The sequence below is a fragment of the Liquorilactobacillus satsumensis genome, from assembly GCF_964065465.1.
GTDB lineage: Bacteria > Bacillota > Bacilli > Lactobacillales > Lactobacillaceae > Liquorilactobacillus > Liquorilactobacillus satsumensis.
The window spans coordinates 2,077,130-2,096,436 of record NZ_OZ061606.1; the positions used below are offsets into that span (position 1 = coordinate 2,077,130).

A 19,307-nucleotide genomic window follows, 5' to 3' on the forward strand; every position below is an offset into this window, starting at 1 on the left:
GATGACAATTATTGAGACTGTTATTGGCTTAGTCTTACTTGTTTTACTATCTAATTTGATCAATCATTATTTTAAATTTATTCCAGTAAGCCTTATTCAGATCTTTCTGGGGACCTGTTGTGCACTGTTATTTAAGTTGAAAATTGACTTAGATTCCAGCTGGTTTTTATTATTGTTTATTGCGCCTTTACTTTATAATGACGGCCGTAAATTTCCCAAAGAGGAGTTATGGAAGTTAAAGGGTGCAATCTTTAATAATGCAATTATTCTGGTTTTTATCACTATGTTGCTTGGAGGCTATTTGATTCATTTAGTGATCCCAAACATGCCACTTGCGGTAGGGGTTTCACTGGCTGCAATTTTGGCCCCAACTGATCCTGTCGCAGTGCATTCAATTTCAAAACAGGTTAAATTACCCCCGAAAATTCTGCACTTAGTAAGTGGTGAAAGTTTAATTAACGACGCAAGTGGACTAATTGGTTTTAAATATGCGTTGGCTGTTGCAATCACAGGATATTTTTCCTTAACAACTGCTGTGGGCGACCTGCTTTATTTTGGAATGTTTGGTCTTGTTTTAGGATTCGTGTTAATTAGTCTAGTCATTTTCATGATTGAATGGTTGATTACTAAAGGTTTTAACGATGTCGTTTTCAACACTGTCTTGCAACTTTGTGTTCCCTTTATCATTTACATCGTGACTGAAGAAACTTTTCATGCATCAGGTGTTATTGCGGTTGTTGTGGCGGGCGTTATTTTTGCTTCAAAAAGATATTCATTTATCCGTATTCAACCTGAAATTAATTTAGTTAGCGAAAGAACTTGGGATCTTCTAATTTATTTACTAAATGGGATCATGTTCACTATCCTAGGAGTCGAATTGCCTGTGGCGATGCGTGGAACTATTGAGAGTGAGAATGTTGATACATTAAGTGCAATTTTGTTCGTCTTTGTGATGTGGGGAATTCTCCTCTTGATTCGGGTAGTTTGGACATATTGTTATCAGTTATTTACGCGTGATTACCAGCGGATATCTGCTAAAAAAAGATTAAAAATTGCTTTTTTATCTGGAATCTCTGGTGTCAGAGGTGCAATTACGATGGCCGCAGTTTTAACTATTCCAACGGAAACTGCAACAGGGGATCCATTTCCTGAGAGATCGCTTGTATTATTTGTTGCTGCGGGTGTTATTATTCTTAGTATGGTTGTGGCTGTCGTTGTGTTGCCATTTATTGTACATGACCCAACTGAATTAAAAACACGTGGGGTGTTGGAGCCGTTTAATGAAGACGATGATGAAGCCGGTGATGCCCCTGAAATGGCGCAGATCAGTAATACACGTGCCAAATTGTATATTTTAAAAAGTGCTGTTCGTAGTCTGGAAGAACAGCGTAGACAAGCTAATCAATTAGCCGTCTATCATCTAATTTTAGAATATCAATTCATGATTAAACGGCTCGAAGCTGTTGAACAAGGACAAAGTGCAAGTGATGCGGCGACAGCTGATCAGATTAAATTGCAAAGAGTCGCCTTGAAGGGGCAACTGGCAGAGCTAGAACGCTTGCATAATACTAATCAGATTCGTGAGAAAGTCTATTTCAAGTTCAATCGTTCTTTACAAAATCAATTACGGAATGCTAAACATAAAGCTAAGCTGCGTCAAGAGTGGCCTTTCCCCACAGTTAGTGAGTCTGTTAGACGTTTCTGGCGAATTTTCTCCCTTTGGGTGGGGATCAAAAGGGATGAAAATTACGGAACGGAATTTCGATACGCAGAAAGAATGCTTGCCAAAGCTGCAATTAGTTCTTTGTCAGCTTATTTGAAAAATCCTGAAGTCAATGAAAAAGAATTAAACCGGGAAGTACTTTACCATCTAATTATTACGTATCGCAGTGTAATTGAAAAACAAAAGAGTCTAGATTCACTAGGAAAACAAGAATACCAAGAACAGGTCAGAAAGTTGCGGTTCAAATCAATTGCAGCGCAAAGACTGGCTTTGCAGTATCTGGTTGAACAGGGTTATGTAACCCACCAGTCTGCGATCAACTTGCAGCAGTACATTAATCACGAAGAAAGTTTGAACCTGCGAGCAAGTGTTGTTGCTGATTAAAGCGCTGAAGAAATACGAGCGATTTTGACCTATGACATACATTTAGCTGCAATTATTAGAAAGGGGGCTGTGACAAAAGTTAACTTCTGTCACAGCCCCTTTTATTCCGGATAAACGTGTTCCATAAGTCAAAATTCTCCATCTAACTTCGAATTACTCATCGCAAAGTACTCGCGATGTTCGTAATTTCGAGTTAGTACTCAAATTTTCCCGACTTATGTCACACTCTCTTTTTTATTCCGGATAAACGTGTTCCATAAGTCAAAATTCTCCGTCTAACTTCGAATTACTCATCGCAAAGTACTCGCGATGTTCGTAATTTCGAGTTAGCACTCAAATTTTTCCGACTTATGTCACACTCTCCTTGAAGTATTAGTTTGAATGTTTAGCAAGTTTTGTGTGAGTATGACAAAAAGATTGGAATTATTCCTTGGGTTGCGCAGCTTTTTTAATCGCTTCTTCGCTACTATCAAGAGAAGCACGCGTGATTGTGACTGTGACCCACATAATTACTTGAATAATCGTCATAAAAATTACAAAGATCAACATGCGCGTATTCCACATTTCCAAGAGTTGCTGGACAACCCACTGGGGATTTAAAAATAAATAAGCGGTGTGCAGACGCAAAAAGCGACCAATATAAATTCCAACAGAGGAAATTAAAATCAAAGCAATCGTTAAAATGTTTTTATTAACCCTGTTCCAAATGTTGAAGTGTGCCAGCAAAGAGTTTGCAACATGTTCCAAACTCCAAAGCCCCATGAGTGAACAAGCTAAAGCACTGGCAACTAAATTTGTGAAATTTAACCACAGATGCAAATTGAACTCCATCAGCCCAGTTGCGCTATTATATGGATCGAGCATAGCTAAGTGAAAGAGATCAGTCAAAACATAGGGTGCATTTGGATAAAAAAGCATCCACAAAAAGGTTAGTATGAACAGAACAAAATTGTTTTGGCGGGGTTTGATCTGCAATGCAAATTCGAGCGGAATGTATCCCAAGATAGTATTCAAAAACAAGAAACTATAAATTCCATCACGAGAGCTGATTGTAAAGTAAACATAGCCCAAGAAAAGTGCAAAAGAGATTCGAACAAGCCACCGATTTTTTGAAGACATGAATATCACCCAATTTCTATTACTATATATTGTAACAAAATTTTGGGTGAAATAGACAAAATATCAAAGGCTTGAGAAGTTTTTAATCTTTTATAGAGGACATCGGTAAATTAAAATCATCCGTGATATAATTAATTTAAATATATTAGGAGGTAAAGGAATGGGCATTGCTTGGGAAAGCCTATTTTCGTGGCAACACTTAGTCAATTTAGTAGACATCTTAGTTGTGTGGTACGTGATTTACAAACTGATGATGTTGTTACGCGGAACAAAAGCGGTTCAGCTTTTTAGGGGCGTCATCATTATTGTTTTAATCAAGTTTGTTAGTTGGTTTTTTGACCTTCAGACTGTTTCTTGGATTACGAACCAGATTATCAATTGGGGATTTATCGCGATCATCATTATTTTTCAGCCTGAAATCAGGCGTGGTCTGGAGCATCTCGGCAGAGGATCACTTTTTGTGCACAATAAAAAGCAAAACGAAGACGAGCTGCGAATGATCAAAGCACTTGATCAAGCGATTCAGTATATGTCAAAAAGAAGAATTGGCGCTTTGATTACTATTCAAAGGGAAACCGGACTTGAAGACTATATTGAGACCGGAATTGGGATAGATGCTGAAATTACGGGCGCTCTTTTAATCAATATTTTTATTCCTAATACACCGTTGCATGACGGGGCAGTTATTATTAAAAATAACAAAATAGCAGTCGCAGCTGCCTATTTACCGCTTTCGGAAAGTAATTTGATTCCGAAGGCATTGGGAACACGGCATCGTGCAGCTGTTGGAATTAGTGAAGTGACAGATGCATTAACAATTGTGGTTTCAGAGGAGACTGGCGGAGTCACAGTTACGGAAAATAATGAGTTGTTGCGCGATTTGACACGTGAAGATTATTTGAAGCTTCTGAAAAAGGAATTGATCGCACCCGCGACAAACAAAAATGCGAGTGCAGTCAGCAGTTTCTTTACCGAACTATTTAAGGGAGGGCGAAAGCATTGAAGTTTAATTTCAATAAATTCATTGAAAGCCGCCTTTTTTATCAGATAGTAGCGCTGGTCTTGGCGCTGTTTTTGTTTGGGTATGCCAATTCAGACAAATTGAGTACGACTAGAAATAACTCAAGTAACAGTGATGAGTCTGCGATTCTTTCAAACAATACTGAAACGATGAGTGTCTCACTGCAACTGGATGTTAACAATGATAAGTACTTTGTGACAGGCTATCCATCGAAAGTGAAGGTTAAAATCACGGGTCCAAGTGCGTTAGTCACGACCACAGCAAATACACGCAATTTTAGAATCTATGCGGATCTTAGTAATTTAAAACCGGGAACACACGAAGTCAAACTTAAGCAGTCAGGGTTGAATAAAGAATTAGATTATACGATCAACCCTAAAACAATTAAGGTAACAATCAGTTCGAGAAAAACTGCGACTTTCCCAGTTCAGTTTAAATATGATAAAGATAAAATTGCTGATAATTATGGGATCGGACGTGTCAGCGCGGACCCTCAAGTCGTCAGTGTGACAGGGGCCCGAAAAGATGTTAATGATATTGCGGAAGTTCTTGCAGAAGTAGATTTGTCTAACAATACCAAAGCAACCGTTAGTCGTTCTGTACTGTTGCAAGCTGTGAACAATAGGGGTAAAATTTTGAACGTAGTCATTACGCCACAAACTGCAAGAATTCGAATACCTGTATATAGTGCGACAACAACCAAAAAAGTAAGTTTGGATTTTTCAGCGAGTGGAAGTGGGGTTAGCGGAAAAAGTTACCGCTTTTCAAGTAGTACTAAAGAGGTCACGTTAAGTGGAACTAAAAGTGCACTGGATAAGGTTAGTAAAATAACTGTGCCGGTCCCTGTTTCTGGGGTCAGTAGTTCGGAAACACAGACAATTAGTTTACAAGCACCGGTGAGTGGAATTTCTGCGATTCAACCCCAAAGTATTAAAGTAAAAGTTGATGTGACATCCAGTCAATCGTCAAGCTCTGCAACTTCTTCGACTGGAGAATCGACTAGCGAGACCGAGGAGACGTCTGCCAGCAGTGCGAGTAGTACTACGACGTCTAGTTCTGTAGAAAGTAGCAGCAGTGAAACATCATCAACGACGACATCGTCGACCTCAACTTCGAGTTCGGCTACAACGTCAACTTCAACTTCGAGTAGTGAAAGTGATTAATTAAATTTGTTGTGGAAACGAGGATTAAAACTAATGAAATATTTTGGAACTGATGGAGTTAGAGGAATTGCAAATGAAAGTCTTAGCCCAGAACTGGCTTTTAAGCTGGGACGCTGCGGTGGCTTTGTTTTAACTAAGCATGCAGAAGATCAAGGTAAACCAGCGAGGGTCTTGGTCGCACGTGATACCCGAATTTCTGGTCAAATGCTGGAGCATGCTTTGATCGCGGGATTGTTGTCAGTTGGAATTGAGGTATTTTCGCTGGGGGTTATTACGACCCCAGGTGTTGCTTATTTAGTGCGGGTTCAAGATGCAGATGCCGGAGTGATGATCTCAGCATCGCATAATCCGGTGGAAGATAATGGAATAAAATTTTTTGGTGGCGATGGCTTTAAGTTGTCTGATGAAAAAGAAGAGGAAATTGAAGCTTTATTAGAAAGCTCAAAGGATGATTTACCACGACCAGCAGCTAAGGGTTTAGGAACACTCAGTGAATATCGTGAAGGAATCCTAAAATATACGCAATTTTTAGAACAAACACTTCCAGATGATTTGGAGGGGTTAAAAGTTGCAGTTGATGGAGCTAACGGAGCGACCAGCGGTGCAGTTTCAAGACTTTTTGCGGATCTTGGGATTGATTTTACCACCATTGCAACAGAACCAGATGGCCTAAATATCAACAAAAATGTCGGTTCAACTCATCCGGAAGCTTTAGCACGTTTTGTTGTTGAGCAAGGGGCACAACTAGGGGTTGCATTTGATGGTGATGGTGATCGGTGTATTGCAGTTGATGAGTTAGGTAATATTATTGATGGCGATAAGATTATGTACATCTGTGGAAAATATCTCAGTGAACGTGGGCGGTTAAAGAAGGATACGATTGTAACTACTGTAATGAGCAATATTGGGCTGTACAAAGCAATGGAGGCACATGGTCTTAATTCTGTTAAAACGCAGGTTGGGGATCGTTATGTGGTTGAGGAAATGCGTAAAAACGGTTATAACCTTGGAGGAGAACAGTCTGGGCATGTTGTCTTTTTGGATTTCAATACAACTGGAGACGGAATGCTGACAGCTTTACAGCTGATGAATGTTGTTAAACAAACAGGTAAAAAATTATCAGAACTGGCTGCAGAGGTTACTACCTACCCACAAGAACTTGTGAATGTTAAAGTGCAAGATAAAAAGGCCGCATTAGGAAACGAAGCCGTTCAAGCAGTTATTCAAAAGGTCGAAGATGAGATGGGGACAGATGGACGTGTATTAGTTAGACCTAGTGGAACAGAGGAGCTGCTGCGAGTAATGGCAGAGGCTAAAACAAAGGAACAGGTTCACGAATATGTGACTAAAATTGCGGCTGTTGTCCAAAAAGAATTGGGGATTAACGAAGCCGAATAAGGGCGAAAATACAGGCTAAGTTGTAGCTTAGCAAGTGAAAAGCAAGAGAGTGTGACATAAGTCGGGAAAATTTGAGTACTAACTCGAAATTACGAACATAGCGAGTACTTTGCTATGAGTAATTCGGAGTTAGACGGAGAATTTTGACTTATGGAACACGTTTATCCGAAATAAAAAGGGGCTGTGACAAAAATTAACTTTTGTCACAGCCCCTTGCTTTTTATTGTGGTTAAATGAGTTCTATACTCTTAGCCTTCAGCAAGAGACTTGAAAGACTACCGCATGAGTTGAACAAAAAAATTTACAATTCTAAAAAGGATGTAGTAACACAAGCTAATAAAAAAGTAAGTCAGCAGTAATATCAGTGGAGGAAGGAACCAATATGAGGTCTGCAACAGTGTAAAAGTTGTATTTAGCAGCTCCACTGCGTCAGAATAATGAGTGAATAGTGAAAAAAGGCACTTTAATAAAAGTGTAATGAAGCCAAGTAACATGCTAAGCGTAAACTGTTTTGAATTAATCATAATAATAACCTCACATTTTATCAATAGATCTAGTATAGACGAAAGTTGAAAAGAAGAAAAATAAAAAGTAAATTCCACAATATTCTTGACAGCGTTTCCAGAAAGCGCTATTATCTAGAAGTAAGGTAATCAAAAGTTACCTTCTAATCAATTCTCTTTCTCTCTTATGCCAACCACCGCATTCGTGCGGTGGTTTTGCTTTTGCATAAAGTATGCAGCCAGGCCTTCGAGCTAAGCAGTTTTGGACAATTAATTGAAAAAGCGAGGGTATCTGCCTGCTTTAAGCGGTTAATTGACACTATGAATGAATGTTTTCTATAATGGCTAAAAGGAAGGTGAAGAGATGAAGAGTCATGAAACACTAACTTTAATTGAGGAAATTACACGCAATGACGGGACCAAATACTTTGAAATTTCAAATATCACCCAAAATGGACGTGCAGAATTAGCAGCACAACGCGGATTGATTAAAGAGGTTAGAATATTGCAGTTGAACATTCCGCGGTCTGGAAGTGTTATCGAATACGAAAATTATGTTAATGAACATTTTGAAATGCCAGCTGAAAATTTCACACACTTTACGGAATGGGATAAGACACCCCAGATTCAAAAAGTAGTCGCGCAAATTTTAAGAGAAAATCATATCGCTTGAACTTGTGAAGTAATAATGAAAGAAATTCAAAGAAGTGGCAAGCAAATATGGATATTAAATTCTTATTTTCTTAAGAAAATAAGAATTTTTTCTTTCTTTACACAAACGTTACAAAAAGGTGTATTCATTCTTTACATTAACAATATAAAATACAGCTTGTAACAAGGAAAGGAAGAAGTTAAAAAATGAAAAATCTCACCAAGATTGCTACAGTCATCATTGCAAGTACAGCTTTACTTGTAGGATGTGGAAATTCAAACTCCAGTTCTTCATCGTCCTCATCCACTTCAAGCAAGGCAGTTTCAGGAAAAATTACAATCGTAGGATCAACAGCTTTACAACCATTAGTTGAAAAAGCTGCTGAAAATTTCCAGGCGGACAATTCTAAAGTTAATATCACCGTTCAAGGTGGTGGTTCCGGTACAGGTTTGAGCCAAGTTCAATCTGGTGCCGTAACAATCGGTAACTCTGATATTTTTGCTGAAAAGCAAAGTGGAATTAAAGCTGAAAACCTTGTAGATCATCAAGTTGCTGTTGTTGGAATGACCCCTGTTGTCAACAAAGATGCTGGCGTAAAGAACCTCAAAATGAGTCAATTACGTGAAATCTTTACTGGTAAGATCACAAACTGGAACCAGGTTGGCGGCAAGAATGAAAAAATTGTTTTGATCAACCGTCCTTCAGGCAGTGGTACACGTGCCACTTTTGAAGGTGCAGTTATGAATGGGGAAACAGCTGCAAAATCTCAGGAGCAGGATTCTAATGGGACTGTTCAAAAGATGATTGCACAAACTCCAGGTTCAATTAGTTACTTAGCATTTTCATATGTTAAATCTGATGTTCAAGCACTTTCAATTGATGGAGTTGCACCAACAGATGATAATGTAACAACAAACAAGTGGAAAATCTGGTCATACGAACATATGTATACAAAAGGCAAACCAGATACAACTACTAAGGCTTTCTTGAACTATATGACTTCATCAAAGGTTCAAAAGAGTTTGGTTAAGGATCTTGGATACATTTCTATTAGCAATATGAAGGTTCAAAAGGACGCAAACGGTAAAGTTACTGATAAGTAATTGGCTTAAGTGGGGTATCCTTTAGTGAAAAAGCTCAGCGAAGTTTTCCTTACTCAAATCAGGGTGTCTCATTTTTGTAAATATACTTTTAAAAACTTGTTTGGGACCTTTGAGGCTCCAGCAACAAACGAATTTCAGCTAGCAATTATGAACTTGATTGTTAGATTATAACTTATGGGGGCAAACAGGCTGATCAAAATGAGTCTTGTTTACTCCCAAATTTTGGTAGAAAGGTGTTTTTCAAATGGAAGATCCTATCAAAAGTAAAATTCAAAGCACCTCGAAAGAGACCAGACAGGATATTCTGGGGCGCTGTTTGACTTACTTATGTATCGGTTTAATCGTAGCTATTGTCCTCTCTATTTTTATTTTCGTAGCTTCAAAAGGGATTGCAACCTTCACTGTTAATAAAGCAAGTTTATGGGAATTTTTGACTGGTAAAAACTGGAATCCAACTGTCACAGACGCAAGTGGTAAACCACAATTAGGGGCACTGCCAATGATTACGGGTTCCTTCGGAGTTACGATTTTGGCGGTAATTTTTGCAACTCCATTTGCAATCGGGACAGCTTTGTATATGACAGAAGTTTCTTCCAAAAAAGGTGAGAAGATTCTGCAAAGTGTAATTGAACTTCTGGTGGGAATTCCCTCAGTTGTTTATGGATTTATTGGTTTATCAGTTATCGTGCCTTTTGTCAGAACCCATTTTGGTGGTTCTGGCTACGGAATTCTTTCTGGTTCATTTGTCTTATTTGTCATGGTTCTTCCCACAGTAACATCAATGACAGTTGACAGTCTGCGCGCGGTACCACGTTATTACAAAGAAGCTTCTTTAGCGCTCGGGGCGACGAGATGGCAGACGATTTACAAAGTACTCTTACGGTCGGCAACTTCAGGAATTTTGACTGCAATTATTTTTGGAATGGCACGTGCATTCGGTGAAGCCTTGGCTGTTCAAATGGTGATTGGGAATGCTGCTATCATGCCAAAAGGCCTCCTGTCTTCAGCATCGACTTTAACGAGTGTATTGACAATGGGAATTGGCAATACAGTTATGGGGACAGTTGGAAACAATGCTCTTTGGTCACTAGCCTTGATCCTCTTGTTGATGTCGCTGATTTTCAATATCGTTGTTCGCCTTATCGGACGTAAAGGGAGAATGGATTAATATGGGAACAAAATTACAAAATAATATTGCTATCACAATTATTCGCGTGATCGCAGCACTGGTGGTTTTGATCCTAGTATTGTTGCTGGGTAAAATTTTGATTGCTGGTGTTCCACATATTTCGTGGCATTTTTTGACGGCTCCTTCGCAGTCGTTTGAAAGTGGCGGTGGAATTGGGGTCCAATTATTTAACTCAATTTATCTTTTAGTGCTGACACTAATTATCTCATTTCCAATTTCGTTAGGAGCTGGAATCTTTTTATCAGAGTATGCGCCTAAAAACTTTTTTACAGCTGTTGTGAGAATGTCAATTGAGGTTTTAAGTTCTTTACCTTCAGTTGTAGTTGGTTTGTTTGGCTTCTTGCTGTTTGTGGTCCAATTTCAGATGGGCTTTTCAATTCTTTCTGGAGCGGTTGCATTGACTTTCTTCAACCTACCGTTGCTGACAAGAAATATTGAAGAGTCTTTGCGAGCAGTTCCAAATTTACAACGCGAGGCTGGGATGGCCTTAGGACTTTCAAAATGGAGAACTGTTACTAAAATTATTTTACCGGAAGCACTTCCTGGAATTATCACGGGTGTGGTTTTAGGTGCCGGACGTGTCTTTGGAGAAGCTGCTGCACTGATTTATACGGCTGGTCAAAGTGCGACTAACATTGACTTTGGGAATTGGAACCCATTTAATTCAGCTAGTCCCCTTAATTTGTTACGCCCTGCAGAAACACTTGCAGTTCACATTTGGAAAATTAACTCTGAAGGAGTTATGCCCGATGCAGCTGCTGTTTCAGCAGGCTCCTCCGCAGTTTTGATAATTGCCGTTTTAATTTTCAACTTGTTGGCACGTGTCCTTGGAAATAGTCTTTACCGCAAGTTGACGGCTACTAAGTAGGAGGATTAATTATGAGTATTGGTAAGTATGATTTTAACGAAAAAAGTATCCTTAAGTTTGAGCCACAAGAACACGAAATTGCGATTGAAACTAAAAATTTGCAAGTTTATTATGGTAATAACCATGCCCTTTTTGATGGAAACTTGCAGTTTGAACGTTACAAAATCACATCGTTAATTGGTGCTTCCGGTTCTGGCAAATCAACATACTTGCGTTCACTTAATAGAATGAACGATAATGTAGCTAGAGTTGACGGGCAGATTATGTATCGCGGTTTAGATGTTAATACCTCAAAGATTAATGTCTATGAAATGCGTAAACATATTGGAATGGTTTTCCAACGACCAAATCCTTTCTCAAAGTCGATTCGCGAAAATATTACTTTTGCTTTGAAGGAGCAGGGGTTAAAAAATAAAAATAAGCTTAATCAAATTGTTGAACAAAGCCTTCGTGATGCTGCGCTTTGGGATGAAGTTAAGGATGATCTTGATAAAAGTGCTTGGTCACTCTCAGGTGGACAGCAACAACGGCTGTGTATTGCACGGACGATTGCAATGAAACCCGATATTTTATTGCTTGACGAGCCAGCAAGTGCCTTGGATCCGATTTCAACAAGTAAGATTGAAGAGACGCTTGTGGAACTGAAGAAGCGATATACAATCATCATTGTGACCCATAATATGCAACAAGCTTCTAGAATAAGTGACTTTACAGCATTTTTCCATCTTGGACATATTCTCGAATATGATAAAACAAAGCATATTTTCACAATGCCAAAGGTTACGGCGACTAATGATTATATTTCCGGGAATTTCGGCTAGGAGGAGCAGGCATGGACGATTTTATTACAACAAAGGATGTACATCTTTACTATGGTGAAAAGGAAGCTCTAAAGGGAATTACTCTTTCTTTTCCAAATAAAGGGATCAATGCATTAATTGGTCCTTCAGGTTGCGGGAAGTCAACCTATCTGCGGACTTTAAACCGGATGAATGATCTGATCCCTGGAGTTAAGATCACTGGAAGCATTATGATCAATGGGCAGGATATTTATAGTCCTAAGACAGATACAGTTGATTTACGGAAAAAAGTTGGGATGGTTTTTCAACAACCAAATCCATTTCCGTTTTCAATTTATGAAAATGTCACTTATGGGCTGCGGATTGCGGGCGTCAAAGACAAGCAGATTCTTGATGAACGAGTTGAACAAAGTTTGAAACAAGCAGCTGTCTGGGATGAAGTCAAAGATGATTTGCGCAAAAGTGCGCTTTCACTTTCAGGTGGACAACAGCAACGTGTTTGTATCGCGCGTGTTTTAGCTGTTCAACCGGATGTTGTTTTACTTGACGAACCGACCAGTGCCCTAGATCCTGTTTCAAGTGGACTGATTGAAGATATGCTGTTAACGATCCGTGATAAATATACAATTGTAATTGTGACGCATAACCTGCAGCAGGCATCTCGTATCTCTGATAAAACCGCATTCTTTCTTAACGGTGAGCTGATTGAAGCAGGTAAGACGAAAAACTTATTCTTGAATCCAGAGCGTCAGGAAACGGACGACTATATCAGTGGACGGTTTGGTTAAGCGGGAGGAGAAAAGAAATGCGAAAAATTTTAGAGGAACAACTTAGTGATCTACATGAAGATTTTGCACAGATGGGCAGAGAAGTTGCACAAGCAATTGAAAATGCAACTAAAGTTTTTCAGAGTCATGATAAAGAACTTGCAAACAAAGTTGGTGAGAATGATAATCGCATCAATGAAAGTGAAATTTATCTTGAAAGAAAAACAGCTCAGGTCATTGCACTACAACAACCAGTTGCGAGTGATTTACGTGTACTAATTACAATTTTAAAGGCAAGCTCAGACCTTGAAAGAATCGGGGATCATGCAGTTAGTGTTGCTCACGCGGCGATGCGAATTGGTGATCAAAGAAGAAACAAGGAGATTGAGGATACACTTGTGGGGCTTAGCAAACATGTTCATCAGATGCTGGTGGCGATTATCAAAGCTTATGTTGATAATAATGAAGAAGATGCACGCCAGGTTGCTAAATTGGACTCCGAAAGTGATGAATATTTACGTGATGTTAGAAGATTAGCAGTCGAGGAAATGCAAAGCGATCCAGAATTTGTAACTGTTGGATCTGAATACTTAGTGGTAGGGACACATCTTGAGCGGATTGGTGACTACGTCACTAATGTCGCAGAATGGATTGTATACACAAACACAGGTCGAATTGTTGAATTAGGTCCGATTTCTTCTTACAAAAAGGAATAATTTAAGGCTAAAGGTAGGATAATCTTTGCAGTACAATAAATTTAGGAAATGCGCAGAAATCGGTAAAATTTGAGTACTAACTCGAAATTACGAACATAGCGAGTACTTTGCTATGAGTAATTCGAAGTTAGACGGAGAATTTTGACTTATGGAACACGTTTATCCGGAATGAAAGAGGGGCTGTGACAAAATTTAACTTTTGTCACAGCCCCTTTTGTGGTTTATTCGGAATAATAGTATAAAAAAATCTAGCGGCGTTAAGGTCTGCTGCAGCTTTAAAATTTTTCCACAAAAATGCTTGGAACTACAAACTCGTAACTGTTTAACAAATTAAAGATTGAACAAGCATCAAAAGTGTGCTAATTTTAAGTAAATGAAAATATTCTCATTTATTTGGAAGTGAATAACATGGAAAGCTTAGCACGAGTAAACCAAAAAGGAAAATATATTGTAACAGATATTTTAGGCAATCCCCGTTTTGTAAGGCGTCTTAATGAAATTGGAATGGTAGTAGGTGTTAATCTGACTGTGATTTCAACTTCTCAAGGTGAGAGCGGGATGGTAATCTACTTGCGCGGTCAAAGACTAGCCTTGAATCATTCAGTGGCGGCTTTAATTGTAGTCCGACAGTTGGATGAGGCAGGCACTCAAGATTATAAGGCACTTTCTGCAGTAGCAGTGGGTGCTGAAGCAATTGTTGCCAAAGTAGTTGGTGATAAAAGAATTAGAAAACGCCTATTGGATATGGGACTTACAAAAAATACTGTGGTGAAAATTAATCAAACAGCTCCGCTAGGTGATCCGCTGGAATTGCTATTACGCGGGTATAAGTTGAGTTTACGTAAGCAGGAAGCAGATTATGTACTGGTAACGGAGGTGGAGCAATGACAGTTGTTGCCTTAGCTGGAAATCCCAATGGGGGGAAAACAACTCTTTTTAATCGCTTGACAGGCGCACATCAAACAGTGGGCAATTGGCCTGGGGTTACTGTTGAGAGCAAAAGTGGTTATTTAAGGGGAGAAAATAGTGTTATTATTCAAGATCTCCCAGGTACATATTCTCTTTCGCCGTATACTAGCGAGGAGTTGATTACACGTAAGTTTTTAATTGAAGCAGAGCCTGATCTAGTGGTTGATGTTGTCGATGCGACAAATCTTGAACGAAATCTTTATTTAACTTTGCAATTGATGGAAACAGGATTACCGCTGATTGTGGCACTCAATATGATTGATGTAGTTAAAAATTCAGGCAGAAGAATTAACATTAACAAGTTAGCTTACTTACTTGGTATTCCGGTAATTGGAATTAGTGCATTGAAAAATACAAATATTGCCAAATTAAAGGGCAAAATTGCAGAAAATGTTGATCCTCAAACAACTCCATATGCAGTGCCAGAGTACGACGAACGCTTAGAGAGTGCCTTGGCGATGATTGCCAAGGACTTAACGGGGGTTGTTTCACCAGAAGATCTGCGCTGGTACGCAATTAAATTTTTTGAAAGAGACGAAGAGGTCTGGGAAAACACTGTACTTGATGCAACCAGAAGAGAAGATATTGAAAATATTATCAGCACGGCGGAAAAGCTTTTTGCGGACAGTAGCGATAGTATTATTGTGAATGCACGGTATGAATATATTGCTAGAGTGGCCGGGATGTGTGTAATTGAAAAAGATGATTTTACCATGAGCCTAAGCGATAAAGTCGACCGGGTGGTTACTAATCGTTGGTTGGCATTTCCAATTTTTATCTTTGTGATGTGGCTGGTCTATTACCTCTCGATTCAAACGATTGGAACAATGGGTTCTGATTGGGTGAATGATGTCTTATTTGGAAAATGGATCCCAGATGCAGCAACAACGCTTTTGAATTCATGGCATGTTGCTGCTTGGATGAAAGGATTGATCATCGATGGGATTATTGGGGGCTTAGGCTCAGTCTTGGGTTTTGTACCGCAAATTATGATGCTGTTCTTGTGCTTAGGAATTCTGGAGGATTGCGGGTACATGGCTAGAATTGCCTTTGTGATGGACCGCATCTTCCATCGGTTCAACCTTTCTGGAAAATCTTTTATCCCAATGTTAATTTCTACTGGTTGTGGAGTTCCAGGAATCATGTCGACAAGAACGATTGAGAATGATCGTGATCGTAAAATGACGATTATGTTGACAACTTTTATGCCATGTTCAGCAAAATTAACGGTAATTGCACTGATTTCAGGGACTTTCTTTCCGCAGCAAAGTTGGGTTGCACCTTCAGCATACTTTTTGGGAATGCTGGCGGTGATTGGGTCAGGTATTTTCCTGAAAAAAACAGCACTTTTTGCCGGTCCACCAGTACCTTTTGTTATGGAGCTGCCAGCTTATCATTTTCCTAAATTCAGCAACGTGATGAAACAAGTTTCAAACCGCGCCCGAAGCTTTGTACGTAAAGCTGGAACCATTATCTTTGCTTCGTGCGTAATTATCTGGTTCCTCTCCAGTTTCAATTTCAGAATGCAGATGGTCGCTGAAAATCAAAGTATGCTGCGTTATCTGGGTTCGGCGCTGGCACCGGTCTTTAGTCCATTAGGCTTTGGTGATTGGCACGCAACTGTGGCAGTCATTGCAGGATTAATAGCTAAGGAGAATTGTGTCGGAACTTTACGGATTACCTTTGGCGGTGGCAGCGCGACTTCTTTTGCGCACATCTTGCAGCAGGCTTACACACCGATGGCTGGTTATGCTTTTCTAGCATTTAACTTGTTGTGTGCACCTTGTTTTGCAGCAATTGGCACAATGCATAAAGAGTACGGTGATTTGGGTTGGACACTGCGTGCATTAGTTTATCAAACCGGGTTAGCCTATTTAATTGCTACATTAATTTACCAAACTTCGGAATTAGTGCAACATAAAGTCACAGGTGTAGGTGTGGCATGGATTGTTTTGATCTTAGCATTGTTTGCGTATGGTTTATTCTTCAAGCGGGATAAAAGCAACGAGCTTTATGAAATTAAAGAAGTTACAGAAGGGAGTGATTTATTGTGATTGCAACGATTGTACTTGCAGTTATTATTTTTTCAGGTGTCGGTTATGTTGTTTATACACGGTTTTTCAAGCATGGCGGGGCACAAGGCTGCCATAATTGTGATGATGTTGGCTGTCCTTTAGTAGATCCCACTAAATTACGCAAAAAATAATTGAATTAATGACGGAAAGATAAAAGTCTTTTCAAGGAACTAGTGAAAAAACTTTCAAATAAAGATAAGAATTGCCTCTGTTTTGTGTTAGAATATAGACGTACTCAAAAGAGTAATATAATTTAGGAGGCTGTTTTATGTCAATCGTAAACGGTAACGAAATCTTTGCTGCTGCACGCAAAGGTCATTATGCAGTTGGGGCATTTAATATCAATAACTTGGAATGGACTCGTGCTATTTTAGCTGCTGCACAAGAAACAAACACACCAATTTTGGTGCAAACTTCAATGGGCGCTGCTAAGTACATGGGCGGTTATGAACTTTGCCTTAACTTGGTTCAACAAGAAATCAAGGCAATGGGAATCACAGTTCCAGTTGTGATGCATCTTGATCATGGGAACTACGAAGCTGCTAAGGAATGTATCAAGGTTGGTTACACATCTGTTATGTTTGATGGTCATGATCTTCCTTTCGAAGAAAACTTGGAAAAGACAAAGGAAATTGTTTCATTGGCACATGCTAAGAACATTTCTGTCGAAGCTGAAGTTGGTTCTATCGGTGGCGAAGAAGACGGGATCATCGGCGAAGGTGAATTAGCTGACGTTGAAGAAGCAAAGAAGATCGCTGCTACAGGTGTTGATTACTTGGCATGTGGAATTGGTAACATTCATGGCAAATATCCAGCAAACTGGAAGGGACTTCACTTTGACCGTTTGCAAGAACTTGCAGACGTGATTGCTACTCCACTTGTATTACATGGTGGTTCAGGTATTCCTAAGGAACAGATCCAAAAGGCTATCTCAATGGGTGTTTCAAAGGTTAATGTTAATACTGAATGTCAGTTGGCATTTGCTGCTGCAACACGTAAGTACATTGAAGCTGGTAAAGATCAAGAAGGTAAAGGATACGACCCACGTAAATTGCTCGCACCCGGTGCACAAGCAATTACAGATGTTGTTAAGGAACGTATCGATTGGTTCGGCACACCTTCTGTTAAATAAGACAGTTAATAATTATTAATAGTTGGCTATAACTAAAGGGGCTGTGACAAAAGTTAAATTTTGTCACAGCCCCTCTTTTATTCCGGATAAACGTGTTCCATAAGTCAAAATTTTCCGTCTAACTGCGAATTACTCATAGCAAAGTATTTGCTATGAGTAATTTCGAGTTAGTACTCAAATTTTCCCGACTTATGTCACACTCTCTTTTAGTTCAGCATTCAAAGTTGGTGATTATGTCAATTAAGCCGCAAGCATATTTGCAGTTTAACGGCACTTAATGCACCAATTGTAAAAAACTAAAAAAGCGATTAAGACGCAGATTGGGGCAAGTTTCAGCTTATTTTTTTGAAGTAAGCTGAATTTCAACCAATTTTTGACCAATCAATTTGTAAATCAGTGAATGGATTGCAAATTGTTCTGTAAGCTTCATCAAATTATCCTCATAAGAGAAATTGAGCATGGCTTTGTCTTCATCAACTAAACTGATAGTATGGTTAAAAAGTTCTGCAAAATAATTATATGATTCCGCAACTGAGTCGGTTTTAAGTGCTTGTTGCAAACCGCTTTTAATTGTTTCTAAAGGATAGATTGACTTCAAGAGGCTAATTACAACTAGTTCCGCAACGTTTGCAGGGGCATACTTCTTTTTGGCAGGCCGCTGCATCAGTCCCTTTTTAACGTAGCTATTGATCATTGAAGGTGTGATTTCGCTTTCAAGTAGTTTTTCAAGGTAACGATTTCCCAAATTTACAAGTTGATCCATATAGAGCTCAAAATCGGGAAATTCATTCCAAAGAGGCAACCGGACGGCACTGAAATCATTAAGCCATGCTTTAAATTCTTCATTATCCATATTCATACTTAAACCTCACTCGGAAAAAAATATAATGTAAACATGAAACATAAATCAAGTATAACATACAAACTAATTTTTAAAATTCTATTTAGTTATTGTAAATTATTAAAACTTGTTACCTAGGATGGCATTCTATGTTATATTAACAGTAAGGTTATGTCATAGGAGGATCAGCATGAATAAAAAAGAAATTTTGCTTAATGAAATTTGGAGCGGTATTACGCATGGAATTGGGTTACTTCTCAGTATTGTGGCATTTGTTTTTTTGCTTATCAAAGCTTTTAACAGTGGCAGCATACTCGTTATTAGCGGTTCTTTAATTTATGGGGCCTCACTGTTAATGCTGTTTACTTCGTCAACTCTCTTTCACTGCCTGTACTTCACCAGAGCCAAAAAAGTTTTTCAAGCGCTTGATCATTGCAGTATCTTTATCTTAATTGCAGGGACCTACACTCCATATTGCTTACTGGGAATTAGAGGAAAGACCGGGCTGGTGATTCTGCTGTTAATTTGGTTCTTAACAATCTCAGGAATTCTTTTTCATCTGTTGGTCCATAAAAAATTGCAATGGATCGAAACCACTGCATATGTCTTTATGGGGTGGTTATGCCTCTTAGGGGCTAAGGAGTTACTGACATCACTTGGAATCAAGGGCTTTTTGCTGTTGGTTTTAGGCGGATTAATGTTTACGTTGGGAGCTTTGGTGTATAGTATCAAAGGTCTAAAATACACACATGTTTATTGGCATGTTTTAGTGATTTTTGGTGCTGCGTTTATGTTTTTTTCAATCTACCTTTATTTGTAGAAAGATACTATCTGAATAATAGTTTCGTGTTACTTTATGTATTATAATTAACACATCAAGTAAT

At 38.9% G+C, this 19,307-nt stretch carries 18 protein-coding genes; 16 read left to right on the forward strand and 2 right to left on the reverse strand.

What is annotated here, in order from left to right; genetic code table 11:
• Position 1 precedes the first annotated feature (1 nt).
• Positions 2-2,107: a sodium:proton antiporter gene (locus tag AB3Y88_RS09590; protein ID WP_056960907.1), complete on the forward strand. Its 2,106-nt coding sequence runs from the start codon at positions 2-4 to the stop codon at positions 2,105-2,107.
• A 423-nt stretch (positions 2,108-2,530) separates the two neighbouring features.
• On the opposite strand, the gene AB3Y88_RS09595 is transcribed toward AB3Y88_RS09590, so the two are convergent.
• Positions 2,531-3,226 (reverse strand): DUF1361 domain-containing protein, encoded by a 696-nt coding sequence (locus AB3Y88_RS09595; protein WP_367293431.1) that lies wholly within the window; start codon positions 3,224-3,226, stop codon positions 2,531-2,533.
• Positions 3,227-3,386: 160 nt separating this feature from the next.
• Here AB3Y88_RS09595 and cdaA point away from each other — a divergent pair, with 160 nt between their 5' ends.
• The 14 genes from cdaA (at position 3,387) to AB3Y88_RS09665 (ending at position 17,582) form a co-directional block, all read left to right on the forward strand.
• Complete coding sequence (gene cdaA, locus AB3Y88_RS09600) at positions 3,387-4,229, forward strand: diadenylate cyclase CdaA (protein WP_267476133.1); 843 nt, start codon at positions 3,387-3,389, stop codon at positions 4,227-4,229.
• The gene (locus AB3Y88_RS09605) at positions 4,226-5,410 is read left to right on the forward strand and encodes a YbbR-like domain-containing protein (protein ID WP_228889367.1); all 1,185 of its coding nucleotides are present in this window, start codon (positions 4,226-4,228) and stop codon (positions 5,408-5,410) included. The genes cdaA and AB3Y88_RS09605 overlap by 4 nt, the downstream gene beginning before the upstream one ends.
• Before the next feature lie 33 nt (positions 5,411-5,443).
• Complete coding sequence (gene glmM / locus AB3Y88_RS09610) at positions 5,444-6,808, forward strand: phosphoglucosamine mutase (protein ID WP_228889370.1); 1,365 nt, start codon at positions 5,444-5,446, stop codon at positions 6,806-6,808.
• Between the two features lie 867 nt (positions 6,809-7,675).
• The gene (locus tag AB3Y88_RS09615; protein ID WP_054757675.1) at positions 7,676-7,984 is read left to right on the forward strand and encodes a hypothetical protein; all 309 of its coding nucleotides are present in this window, start codon (positions 7,676-7,678) and stop codon (positions 7,982-7,984) included.
• A gap of 185 nt (positions 7,985-8,169) precedes the next feature.
• Positions 8,170-9,066, forward strand: a complete 897-nt coding sequence (locus AB3Y88_RS09620; RefSeq protein ID WP_056960912.1) for a phosphate ABC transporter substrate-binding protein — start codon at positions 8,170-8,172, stop codon at positions 9,064-9,066.
• A gap of 244 nt (positions 9,067-9,310) precedes the next feature.
• Positions 9,311-10,234 (forward strand): phosphate ABC transporter permease subunit PstC, encoded by a 924-nt coding sequence (gene pstC / locus AB3Y88_RS09625; RefSeq protein ID WP_056960913.1) that lies wholly within the window; start codon positions 9,311-9,313, stop codon positions 10,232-10,234.
• Position 10,235: 1 nt separating this feature from the next.
• Complete coding sequence (gene pstA, locus AB3Y88_RS09630) at positions 10,236-11,123, forward strand: phosphate ABC transporter permease PstA (RefSeq protein WP_056960914.1); 888 nt, start codon at positions 10,236-10,238, stop codon at positions 11,121-11,123.
• An 11-nt stretch (positions 11,124-11,134) separates the two neighbouring features.
• A complete protein-coding gene (gene pstB / locus AB3Y88_RS09635; RefSeq protein ID WP_056960915.1) occupies positions 11,135-11,944 on the forward strand; it encodes a phosphate ABC transporter ATP-binding protein PstB in 810 nt (269 codons plus the stop codon).
• An 11-nt stretch (positions 11,945-11,955) separates the two neighbouring features.
• Positions 11,956-12,711, forward strand: coding sequence for a phosphate ABC transporter ATP-binding protein PstB (gene pstB, locus AB3Y88_RS09640; protein WP_054757679.1), 756 nt, complete (start codon positions 11,956-11,958; stop codon positions 12,709-12,711).
• 17 nt (positions 12,712-12,728) lie between these two features.
• The gene (gene phoU / locus AB3Y88_RS09645; protein ID WP_056960916.1) at positions 12,729-13,406 is read left to right on the forward strand and encodes a phosphate signaling complex protein PhoU; all 678 of its coding nucleotides are present in this window, start codon (positions 12,729-12,731) and stop codon (positions 13,404-13,406) included.
• A 408-nt stretch (positions 13,407-13,814) separates the two neighbouring features.
• A complete protein-coding gene (locus AB3Y88_RS09650) occupies positions 13,815-14,294 on the forward strand; it encodes a ferrous iron transport protein A (RefSeq protein WP_056960917.1) in 480 nt (159 codons plus the stop codon).
• A complete protein-coding gene (gene feoB, locus AB3Y88_RS09655; RefSeq protein ID WP_228889375.1) occupies positions 14,291-16,429 on the forward strand; it encodes a ferrous iron transport protein B in 2,139 nt (712 codons plus the stop codon). The genes AB3Y88_RS09650 and feoB overlap by 4 nt, the downstream gene beginning before the upstream one ends.
• On the forward strand, positions 16,426-16,581 hold the full coding sequence (locus AB3Y88_RS09660; RefSeq protein ID WP_156653512.1) for a FeoB-associated Cys-rich membrane protein: 156 nt from the start codon (positions 16,426-16,428) through the stop codon (positions 16,579-16,581). Before feoB ends, AB3Y88_RS09660 begins: the two co-directional genes overlap by 4 nt.
• A 137-nt stretch (positions 16,582-16,718) precedes the next feature.
• Positions 16,719-17,582, forward strand: a complete 864-nt coding sequence (locus AB3Y88_RS09665) for a class II fructose-bisphosphate aldolase (RefSeq protein ID WP_056960919.1) — start codon at positions 16,719-16,721, stop codon at positions 17,580-17,582.
• Between the two features lie 337 nt (positions 17,583-17,919).
• Here AB3Y88_RS09665 and AB3Y88_RS09670 read toward each other — a convergent pair whose 3' ends face one another.
• On the reverse strand, positions 17,920-18,441 hold the full coding sequence (locus tag AB3Y88_RS09670; RefSeq protein ID WP_228889379.1) for a DUF1836 domain-containing protein: 522 nt from the start codon (positions 18,439-18,441) through the stop codon (positions 17,920-17,922).
• Positions 18,442-18,613: 172 nt separating this feature from the next.
• Between AB3Y88_RS09670 and AB3Y88_RS09675 the strand changes: the two genes are divergently transcribed.
• A complete protein-coding gene (locus tag AB3Y88_RS09675) occupies positions 18,614-19,243 on the forward strand; it encodes a hemolysin III family protein (RefSeq protein WP_228889382.1) in 630 nt (209 codons plus the stop codon).
• The last annotated feature ends 64 nt before the right edge of the window (positions 19,244-19,307 follow it).